This window comes from Achromobacter insolitus (assembly GCF_002209555.1).
GTDB lineage: Bacteria > Pseudomonadota > Gammaproteobacteria > Burkholderiales > Burkholderiaceae_B > Achromobacter > Achromobacter insolitus.
In genome coordinates this window covers 161,224-170,278 of record NZ_NJIF01000012.1, presented here as the reverse complement: position 1 = coordinate 170,278, position 9,055 = coordinate 161,224, and the positions used below count along the sequence as shown (strand labels likewise).

Annotated in this window: 10 protein-coding genes; 4 read left to right on the top strand and 6 right to left on the bottom strand. The window is 67.9% G+C overall.

Annotated features, from left to right (window positions below):
• The 3 genes from CEY08_RS27010 to CEY08_RS27000 all read left to right on the top strand — a co-directional run.
• Nucleotides 1-606, top strand: a 606-nt coding sequence (locus CEY08_RS27010; RefSeq protein ID WP_141099899.1) for a M20/M25/M40 family metallo-hydrolase, incomplete at its 5' end; no start/stop codon positions are given.
• A 112-nt stretch (nucleotides 607-718) separates the two neighbouring features.
• Nucleotides 719-1,054, top strand: coding sequence for a thioredoxin family protein (locus tag CEY08_RS27005; protein ID WP_042793046.1), 336 nt, complete (start codon nucleotides 719-721; stop codon nucleotides 1,052-1,054).
• A complete protein-coding gene (locus CEY08_RS27000; protein ID WP_063640413.1) occupies nucleotides 1,051-1,989 on the top strand; it encodes a DMT family transporter in 939 nt (312 codons plus the stop codon). Before CEY08_RS27005 ends, CEY08_RS27000 begins: the two co-directional genes overlap by 4 nt.
• Before the next feature lie 22 nt (nucleotides 1,990-2,011).
• Here CEY08_RS27000 and CEY08_RS26995 read toward each other — a convergent pair whose 3' ends face one another.
• The gene (locus CEY08_RS26995) at nucleotides 2,012-2,911 is read right to left on the bottom strand and encodes a DMT family transporter (protein WP_076812632.1); all 900 of its coding nucleotides are present in this window, start codon (nucleotides 2,909-2,911) and stop codon (nucleotides 2,012-2,014) included.
• The gene (locus CEY08_RS26990) at nucleotides 2,902-3,630 is read right to left on the bottom strand and encodes a GNAT family N-acetyltransferase (protein ID WP_063640415.1); all 729 of its coding nucleotides are present in this window, start codon (nucleotides 3,628-3,630) and stop codon (nucleotides 2,902-2,904) included. The genes CEY08_RS26995 and CEY08_RS26990 overlap by 10 nt, the downstream gene beginning before the upstream one ends.
• A gap of 121 nt (nucleotides 3,631-3,751) precedes the next feature.
• On the opposite strand from CEY08_RS26990, the gene pdxR reads away from it, so the two are divergent.
• Nucleotides 3,752-5,233, top strand: a complete 1,482-nt coding sequence (gene pdxR / locus CEY08_RS26985) for a MocR-like pyridoxine biosynthesis transcription factor PdxR (RefSeq protein ID WP_076812629.1) — start codon at nucleotides 3,752-3,754, stop codon at nucleotides 5,231-5,233.
• Here pdxR and CEY08_RS26980 read toward each other — a convergent pair.
• Genes CEY08_RS26980 through CEY08_RS26965 form a run of 4 tightly spaced genes read right to left on the bottom strand, consistent with a single transcriptional unit; the run spans nucleotide 5,208 to nucleotide 9,049 of the window.
• The gene (locus CEY08_RS26980) at nucleotides 5,208-5,699 is read right to left on the bottom strand and encodes a MaoC family dehydratase (RefSeq protein ID WP_076812626.1); all 492 of its coding nucleotides are present in this window, start codon (nucleotides 5,697-5,699) and stop codon (nucleotides 5,208-5,210) included. The genes pdxR and CEY08_RS26980 overlap by 26 nt on opposite strands.
• A 4-nt stretch (nucleotides 5,700-5,703) precedes the next feature.
• Complete coding sequence (bktB, locus tag CEY08_RS26975) at nucleotides 5,704-6,888, bottom strand: beta-ketothiolase BktB (protein ID WP_076812623.1); 1,185 nt, start codon at nucleotides 6,886-6,888, stop codon at nucleotides 5,704-5,706.
• Entirely contained in the window at nucleotides 6,867-7,769 is a 903-nt protein-coding gene (locus CEY08_RS26970; protein WP_076812620.1) for an SDR family NAD(P)-dependent oxidoreductase, read from the bottom strand. Before CEY08_RS26970 ends, bktB begins: the two co-directional genes overlap by 22 nt.
• Before the next feature lie 23 nt (nucleotides 7,770-7,792).
• On the bottom strand, nucleotides 7,793-9,049 hold the full coding sequence (locus CEY08_RS26965) for a CaiB/BaiF CoA transferase family protein (RefSeq protein WP_076812616.1): 1,257 nt from the start codon (nucleotides 9,047-9,049) through the stop codon (nucleotides 7,793-7,795).
• Nucleotides 9,050-9,055 lie beyond the last annotated feature (6 nt).

Sequence of the window (9,055 nt, the reverse complement as noted above, 5' to 3'; positions counted from 1 at the left end):
CAGATCACGGTGCAAGGGCAGCCCGACCATGCCGGCACCACGCCCATGGACATCCGCCGCGACGCCCTGGTGGGCGCGGCCCGCATCATCGACGCCGCCCACCGCCAGGCCAGCGCCGCTAGCGGCAATCCGCACTACGTCGTGGCGACGGTGGGCCGCCTGTCCATGACGCCCAACGCCGCCAATGCGGTGCCGGGCTGCGTCGAACTCACCCTGGAAGTGCGCAGCGACAGCGACGCCGTGCTCGATGCTTTCCCCGAAACCCTGATGGCGGGCGTGGCCGCGGACCTGACGGCGCTGCGCCTGTCCGCAAGCTTCACGCAGCTGAGCCGCGCCCGGCCCACCGACTGCACGCCGCTGGTGATGGACGCGGTGCAGACCGCCGCCGGCCAGCTGGGCTACGCCTGCATGCGCCTGCCCAGCGGCGCGGGCCACGATGCCGTCTACATGGCGCCCACCGGCCCCATCGGGATGATCTTCATCCCCTGCCTGAACGGCCGCAGCCATTGCCCGGAAGAATGGATCGAGCCCTCGCAACTGCTGGACGGCACCCGCGTGCTGTATCAGTCCGTCCTGGAACTGGACCGGGCGCTGCGCGCCGCCTGACGCAGGCGCGGCCCTTCCAGGCCTGCGGGTATCCCACGCCCGCAGGCCTGGCGCTGCCATAATGGACGCCTTGCGCCGCGACCGGCGTCCTTGCAGGACCGTGCCTCTTCCCATGGAACAAATAGAACTCAACGACAGCACCGCCGACCGCTACCTCCTGGACGCGCCCGGCCTGTCCCTGCTGGTGTTTCACAGCCGTACCTGCGGCACCTGCCGCATCGCGCGCGAACAGCTGCCGCAACTGGAACTGCCCGTGGAACGCGTGTGCTGGGTCGACGCCGGCGACAACCGCGGCCTGGTCGAACGCTACGAGGTCTTTCATCTGCCCGCCATGTTCGTCACGCGCGACGGCGCATTCTTCGGCCCGGTCCAATCGACCCTGGCGGAATGGGACCTGCGCCAGCAGATCGGGCTGGCCCTGGACAGCTATCCCGCAGAACTGCCGTGAGCGCGGCCAAGCCCCTGCGGCAGCCGCTGGACGCGCTGGCCACCAGCGCCATGCTGCTGCTGTGCATTTGCTGGGGATTCCAGCAGATCGCCATCAAGCTGGTCGCCGCGGACGTATCGCCCATCATGCAGATCGGCCTGCGCTCGGCGTTCGCGGCGCTGGTGCTGGCGGTCGCCGTCTGGCGGCGCGAAGGCCTGCGCGCCCTGACCGATGGCACTGCGCTGCCCGGTCTCATCGTGGGCCTGCTGTTCGCTGCGGAATTCCTCTTCGTCGCGCAAGGCCTGGTCTACACGACGGCCTCGCACATGTCGGTGTTTCTTTACACCGCCCCCATCTTCGCCGCGTTGGGCCTGCACTGGCTGCTGCCCGAAGAACGCATGAAACCGCTGCAGTGGCTGGGCGTGGCCGTCGCGTTCTGCGGCATCGCCGTGGCCTTCCTGGGCAAAGGCCAGCCCGAAGGTTCCGCCGCCGCCCCCAATATGCTGCTGGGCGACGCAATGGGCCTGCTGGCCGGCCTGTTCTGGGGCGCGACTACCGTGGCAATCCGCAAGACCTCGCTGTCGGAAGCCGCGCCCGCCAAGACCCTGTTCTATCAAATGGCGGTCGCGGCGGTCGCGCTGCTGGCGTACGCCGTGGCCACCGGCAATGCCGGCTTTCGCTACACGCAGGCCGCGGTGCTCAGCGTCGCCTTCCAATCGGTGGTGGTGGCGCTTTCCAGCTATCTCGCGTGGTTCTGGCTGCTGCGCCGTTACCTGGCGTCGCGCCTGTCCATCCTGTCGTTCATGACGCCGCTGTTCGGCGTGAGCTTCGGGGTGATCATCCTGGATGAATCCCTGGACGCCGGCTTCGTGCTGGGCGCCCTGCTGGTGCTGGGCGGTATCACTCTGGTGAGCGGCGCCGAGCTGCTGCGCGAAAAACTCCGCCGCCTGCGCTGACCCGCCAGTCCGCTGCGCCCGCTCAGCGCTGTGTTCGCTGCGCGGGCGCAGCGCCCAGGTTCAGCACGATCAGCGCCGCGCCGCTCAAGACGAGGCCGAAGCCCCACCAGTCCATGGCCGCGGGCCGGTCACCCACCAGCGCCATCGCGCCCAGCACCCCCACTACCGGCACCATCAGGGTGGTCAGGGCGGCCACCGTGGCGCTGACGCGCTCGCTCAGCACGAACCATAGCCAATACGCGACGGCGGTGCCCAGGATGATATGGAACGACAGCGCCGCCACCACACGGCCGTTCCAGCCCTGCGTCGGAAACGATTCGCCCGCGATCAGCATGCCCACCAGGGCGCAGGCCGCACCCACGGTCAACTGCCAGGCGGTAATAACGATGCGGTGCCCGGCCACGGGCCAGCCTTTCAGGTAGACCGTGCCAGCGGCCCAGCCAAAGGCCGCCACCAACGGAAAGACCAGGCCCTTGGCCGCGGCCAGGTCGCGTTCGCCAAACACCGCGCGCAGCACCGGCCAGGCCAGGATGGAGACCCCTGCCGCGCCCAGCAGCAGCGCCAGCGCCCGGCGCCGGTCCAGGCGTTCGCCCAGCACCGCCCAGGCCAGCACGGCCGACATCATGGGCATGGTGAAGGTCAGCACCGCCGCGCGCGACGTGCTGGTGCTCAGCTGTGCCCAGGCCACCGCCAGGTTGAAGACCGCCACGGCCAGCAGGCCGCCCACCACGATGCCCGGCCACGACTCGCGCGGCGGCAACAAGGCCACCCGTTTGGCGCGCGCCAGCAGCAACAGCAGCACCGCGCCGCTGCCCAGGCCAAGCAGGCGCAGCGTGAATGGCGGGAAGATCGACAGGATGATCTTCACCGCCGGCCAGTTCAGGCCCCAGAACAGGGCCAGCGCTACCGGAATCAGGCGCACGCGGACCGGGCCTGCGCCGTCAGTTCGGACAAGCCCTGGCGCTGGCGGCCTTGCGCATCGAAATTGTCCGGGCTCAGCCAGCGTTCATAGGCGGCGCGCAATACAGGCCATTCGCCGTCGACGATCGAGAACCAGGCCGTATCGCGGCTGCGGCCCTTGTACACGGTAGCCTGGCGGAAGATGCCCTCGAACTGGAAACCCAGACGGGCGGCAGCCGCGCGCGACGGGGCGTTCAGGCTGTCGCACTTCCATTCGTAGCGGCGATAACCCAATTCATCGAAGGCCCGGCTCATCAGCAGGAACTGCGCCTCGGTGGCGATCCGCGTGCGCTTGAGCTGGCGCGAGAACGACACGAAGCCCACTTCGATCACGCCGTTGGCCGGATCGATGCGCATCAGTGCCAGCGTGCCGATGGCCCGGCCCGATTCCAGGTCGATGATGGCGTGGTGCAAAGGGTCGTGCCCTGCCTGCGCCTTCTCCGCGAACTCGCGGTAGGCCGCAAGGTCCGCGAACGGGCCCACCGACATATACGTCCAGTCGCTGTCATCCGGCGCCAGGCTGAAGGCGTGGTACAGGTCCTCGGCGTGGCGCTCGGCCGACAAGGGCTCCAGCCGGCAATAACGGCCAACGATCGGAGTCAGGGGCGGACGCGGGCGCGGCGTCCAGCCCGTCATGTCCGGGCCGATGGGTTGCTGGAAAGCGTTGACGCGGGGTTGCATGCGACGGAGCCTCATCAGGGTTGGCGCGCCGCCCACACAGGCGGACGCAGGATGCATGCCCTCACGATATCGGAATCGTGGCATCATAAAAAGCACCACGATCATAGATTTTAATAGGGCCATGACAACCCCGACCGCCCTGCTGTCCAGCCCGCTCACGCGCGGCCCCGGCGCCCTGCCGCGCCAGCGCCAACTGATCCAGCGCCTCAAGCAGGCCATCCTGGCCGGCCAACTGCCCGCCGGAGGCAAGCTGCCTTCATCGCGGGCGCTGTCCGAGGAGCTCGCCATCTCGCGCAATACGGTGCTGATCGCCTACGAACAGCTCACGGCCGAAGGCTATGTGATCGCCGACCGCCAGGGCACCCGCGTAGCCCCATTGTCCGCCGCCGCGGCCATCGCCGCCAAGCGCGCCGCACCGCCCGCCCCCCAGCCATCGCTCACGGCCAAGCGGCTGACACGCATCGTCTCCACGCGCTACGCGCACGATGGCTCGCTGCCCATGACGCCCGGCACACCGGCGCTGACGCAGTTCCCCATCAATGCCTGGCGCCGCGCGCAGGACCGCGCGCTGCAGGCCGCGCCGGCCACCGCCTTGGGCTATGGCCATCCGGTGGGCGAGCCAGCCCTGCGCGAAGCCATCGCCCAATACCTGCGGGTGTCGCGCGGCGTGCGCTGCGACGCCTCGCGCATCGTCATCACCGAAGGGGCACAGGGCGCGCTGGCGCTCTGCGTGCAGCTTCTGACCAACCCGGGCGACACCGCCTGGCTGGAAGACCCGGGCTACCGCGGTGCCAAGTCGGCCTTTCACGGCGGCGACCTGGACGTGGTGGCCATGCGTGTGGACGCGGACGGCATCGTCATCCCCGAAAACGCCTGGCATGAACGTCCCCCCCGCCTCATCCAGACCACGCCCTCGCACCAATACCCCACCGGCGCGGTGCTATCCCTGCCCCGCCGCCTGGCGCTGATCGAACGCGCCCGGCAGGCCGGAGCCTGGATCATCGAAGACGACTACGACAGTGAATTCCGCCATCAGGGCGAGCCGATAGCCGCGATGCAAGGGCTGGTCGAGGACGCGCCGGTGCTCTATGTCGGCACGTTCAGCAAGACGATGTTCCCGGCGCTGCGCCTGGGCTTCCTGGTGTTGCCCGAGGCCATTGCCTCGCAGGCGATGCCGTCCATCATCGAAATGATGCGCGGCGGCCATCGGCTGGAACAGCTGACCATGGCCGCCTTCATGGAAAACGGCCAGTTCTCGCGCCACCTTGGCCGCATGCGCCGCCTCTACCGCGAGCTCCAGGCCGCCCTGCGCGAAGCGCTGGCCACGCACCTCGGTATCGAACATGAAGTGCTGGGCGGCCATTCCGGCCTGCACCTGACGGTGAGGCTGCCGGCGCAATACCCGGACAAAGAGATCGTGCAGCAGATGCGCAAGCTCGGCATGAATCCGGGCGCGCTGTCCTCGTTCGCGGTAACGCCTCGCACGGAGGACAACGGGCTGGTGATCGGCTACGGCAACACCGGGGCCGAGCGCTTTGCCGGCCTGGTACGGAAGATCGGCGAAGTGGCGCTGGGACTCAAGGGCTCCCGTAGCGCACCATGATCAGCCAGTCGGCATGCACCGACGGCCTGGGCGCGCCCTCGGCCTGGACTGCGACCTTCCAGGCGCAGCGGGCCGCGCCCGGGCCGGTCTCCACGACCTGCGCCAGGGAAAAGCTGGCCGCCACGCGCAAGCCGCAAAGCACGGGCGCCGTGAAGCGGACCTTGTCGAAACCGTAGTTCAGCAGCATTGCCGCCCCCGGAAAGGCGATGCAGCTTGTCTGCCAGTGCGTCAGCAAGGACAGTGCCAGGAAGCCGTGCGCGATGGTGTCGCCGTAAGGGGATTCCGCCTGCGCGCGCGCCTGGTCCACGTGGATCCACTGCCTGTCGAGCGTGACCTGCGCGAACCTGTCGATCATGTCCTGATCGATAAGCACTGCATCCGAAACAATGGGAGGCTGTCCCACGGCGTCCACGAGCGACTGGACCGATACGAACGAAAGGGGCTGGGAAACGGGATCTCGTGCCATGGATTCAAAGACGCTCGAAGATGACGGCAATGCCCTGCCCGCCGCCGATGCACATGGTGACCAGCGCGTACCGGCCCTGGATACGCTGGAGCTCATGCAAGGCCTTGACGGCGATGATCGCGCCGGTTGCGCCCACGGGATGTCCTAAGGCGATGCCTGAGCCGTTGGGATTGACCTTGGCCGGATCAAGATCGAGCTCGCGCGCCACGGCGCATGCCTGCGCCGCAAAAGCCTCGTTGGACTCGATCACGTCCATGTCGGCGGCCGACAGGCCGGCCTTGTCCAGGGCCGCACGCACAGCGGGCACCGGCCCCATGCCCATATAGCGCGGATCCACGCCTGCATGGCCATAGGCGACCAGCCGCGCCATGGGGCGCGCGCCACTGGCTTGCGCCTGCGCGCGATCCATCAGCACCAGCGCTGCTGCGCCGTCATTGATGCCGGACGAATTGCCCGCCGTGACCGTGCCCTCCTCGGAACCGAAGACGGGCATGAGACCGGCAAGATCGGGCGGCGCGATATCGGCGCGCACATGTTCGTCTCGGGCGAACACGATGGATTTGCGGCCCGGCGTCGTAATGGCCACGAGTTGCGCGTCGAAACGTCCCTCGGCCGCAGCCCGCGCGGCTCGGCGATGGCTTTCCAGCGCAAGCGCATCCTGCGCGTCGCGCGTAATGCCATAGCGCTTGGCGACGTTTTCCGCCGTGACGCCCATGTGGATGCGATGAAATGGATCATGCAGGGCGCCAAGCAGCATGTCCGCCATCGGCGCATCGCCCATGCGCGCGCCAAAACGCAGCGCCGACGTGGCGTACGGCGCGCGCGACATGCTCTCGGCCCCGCCCGCCACCGCGATACTGCAATCGCCAAGCAGGATGGACTGCGCTGCGGAAACGACCGCCTGCAATCCCGAGCCGCACAGGCGGTTGACGTTGAATGCCGGCGTGCCATCGGCGCAGCCGGCCTCCAGCGCCGCGACCCGGGACAGATACAGGTCGCGCGCCTCGGTAGTGATGACCTGCCCGAAGCAGACGTGCTCCACATGCGCAGGTGCGAGGCCCGCGCGCGCCACGGCGGCCTTCAGCACCTCGGCGGCCAGCGCGGTGGGAGGCACGTCCTTCAGGCTCTTGCCGAAACTGCCGATGGGCGTGCGCACGCCCGACAGGACTACAACTTCTCGGTTTGGCATGCCTGGGCCTTGGCGATCTCGTGGCGCAACTGGTCAAACCCAGTCGCGGGAACGGTTTCCTCCGCACGGTCGGAAACCTGATCCAGGCGGTCGATCAGGACATTGGCGGACAAGTCCTCGCCGTCCAGGTAGATGCCGCGGGTCATGGTGATGTTCGCCTGCTCGAAACTGCCGGCGCCCGCCATCAGGATGGTCCGGGTTGGCGCATTCTCCGACACCAGGGCCACCAAGGCGGGACTGACTGACCCCGGCGTCAGCAAGGCCAGCGACTGCTCATCGAGCAGGCCCTCGGTCATGGCCGTGGCGGCCGTGGGCGCCAGGCAGTTCACGCGCACGCCATAGCGCTCCCCCTCCAAGGCAAGGGTCTGCATCAAGCCGACCAGCGCCATCTTCGCCGCGCCGTAGTTGGCCTGGCCGAAGTTGCCATACAGCCCCGAGGACGAGGTGGTCATCACGATACGGCCGTAGTTCTGCTCGCGCATGGCGTTCCACACCGCTTGGGTGCAATGCACCGCCCCCATCAGGTGGACCTCGATCACGAGCCGGAAATCCTCCAGGCTCATCTTGGCGAAGGTCTTGTCGCGCAGGATGCCCGCATTGTTTACCAGGATGTCGACGCGCCCCCACCTTGCGGTAGCCGCCCGCACCATCGCCTCGACCTGCTGCGGCTTGGTCACGTCGGCGCCATGCGCCAGGGCATCGCCTCCGGCCGCGCGGATGGCGTCCACCACGGCCTGCGCGGGCGAATCCGGTTGGTCGGCGCCCATGTCGTTGACCAGCACCTTGGCGCCGTGTTGCGCCAGTTCGAGCGCATGCGCGCGGCCTAGTCCACGCCCCGCTCCCGTGACGATGGCGATGCGGCCTTGCAGAAGTTGAGTCATAGAATCTCCGGATATAGGGTTGTTCAGGGTATCAGGGGCAGGACCGCGTCGGCCTGGGTGCGCAAGACCCCGGCACGCTCGAGTTCGGCAATCGCCGCGTCGTCCAGGCCCACGCGTTTGAGCACCGCGCGCGTGCTCTCCCCCAGCGCGGGCGCGCCGGCCTGGGTTGGGCCACCGTCCTGTTCGAAGGCAAAGCCCAGACCATGCGTGCGCAGTTCGCGCCCGCCCTGCCGGAAGCGATGGTCGGGCAAGTTCACGCAACCCGTGGCGTCCGCCTCGTCCAGGAATTCCTCGAGCTTTCGGACTTTGGCCGCGGGCACGCGGGCCTGGCTCAGCAGCTCCTCGAGTTGCATCGCGCTACGGGTCGAAAAAGCGGTTCTCAGCTGTTGCACGACGTACTCGCGATCATTCGGCACCACGAATCCGTTGGGCAGGTTAAAGGCATCGAGATCCAGCGCCCGGGCGTCGCTGCACAGCGACTCGACACCGATGGCGGCCGTCAGCTTGCGGAACTGGTCCGGCGTGTTCGCCGCTACCGCCAGCCAGCCGTCCGCACAGCGATAGGTGTCGGCGGCGGGACTGCCGGTGTAGCCGCGGTTGCCCACGCGGCGCGTCGGCGTGCCGTCGCTCAGGTAGGCGCAAGTATTGGTGTACATCAGCGCCAGCGAGGCCTGAACCATGGACGCGTCGATGTATTGCCCCGCGCCCTCGCGCAGTCTGCGGTGCAACGCCGACACGATGGACAGCGCTCCCAGCATGCCCACGGCCACGTCAATCACGGGAAAACCCACTTTCAGCGGAGGCGCGTCATCGCCCTCGCCCGACATCATCATCATGCCAGTCATCGCCTGGACCACATGATCGTAGGCGCCGCGCTGCGACCATGCCCCTTGTTGGCCAAAGCCCGAGATGGAGCAATACACGATGTCGGGCTTGACCGCCTTAATCGACGCATAGTCCAAGCCATAGCGGGCCACCACGCCGGGCCTGAAGTTTTCGATGAACACATCGGCCGAGGCGGCCAGCGAGCGAAGCAGATCCGCGCCTTGCCGGGTCCGGATGTCCAGCGCCAACGATTGCTTGCCGGCGTTGATGGCCGAGAATCCGGTGGGCGTGTCGGTATCGACGCCATTTTTCATCGAACGCAGGACTTCGCCCGCCAGGGGCGGTTCGACCTTGATAACTTCGGCGCCCAGCTGGGCGAGATAGAACGAAGCGAGAGGACCGGCGATCACGTGCGACAGGTCGAGCACGCGTACGCCTTCGAGAGGCTTGGCCATAGATTT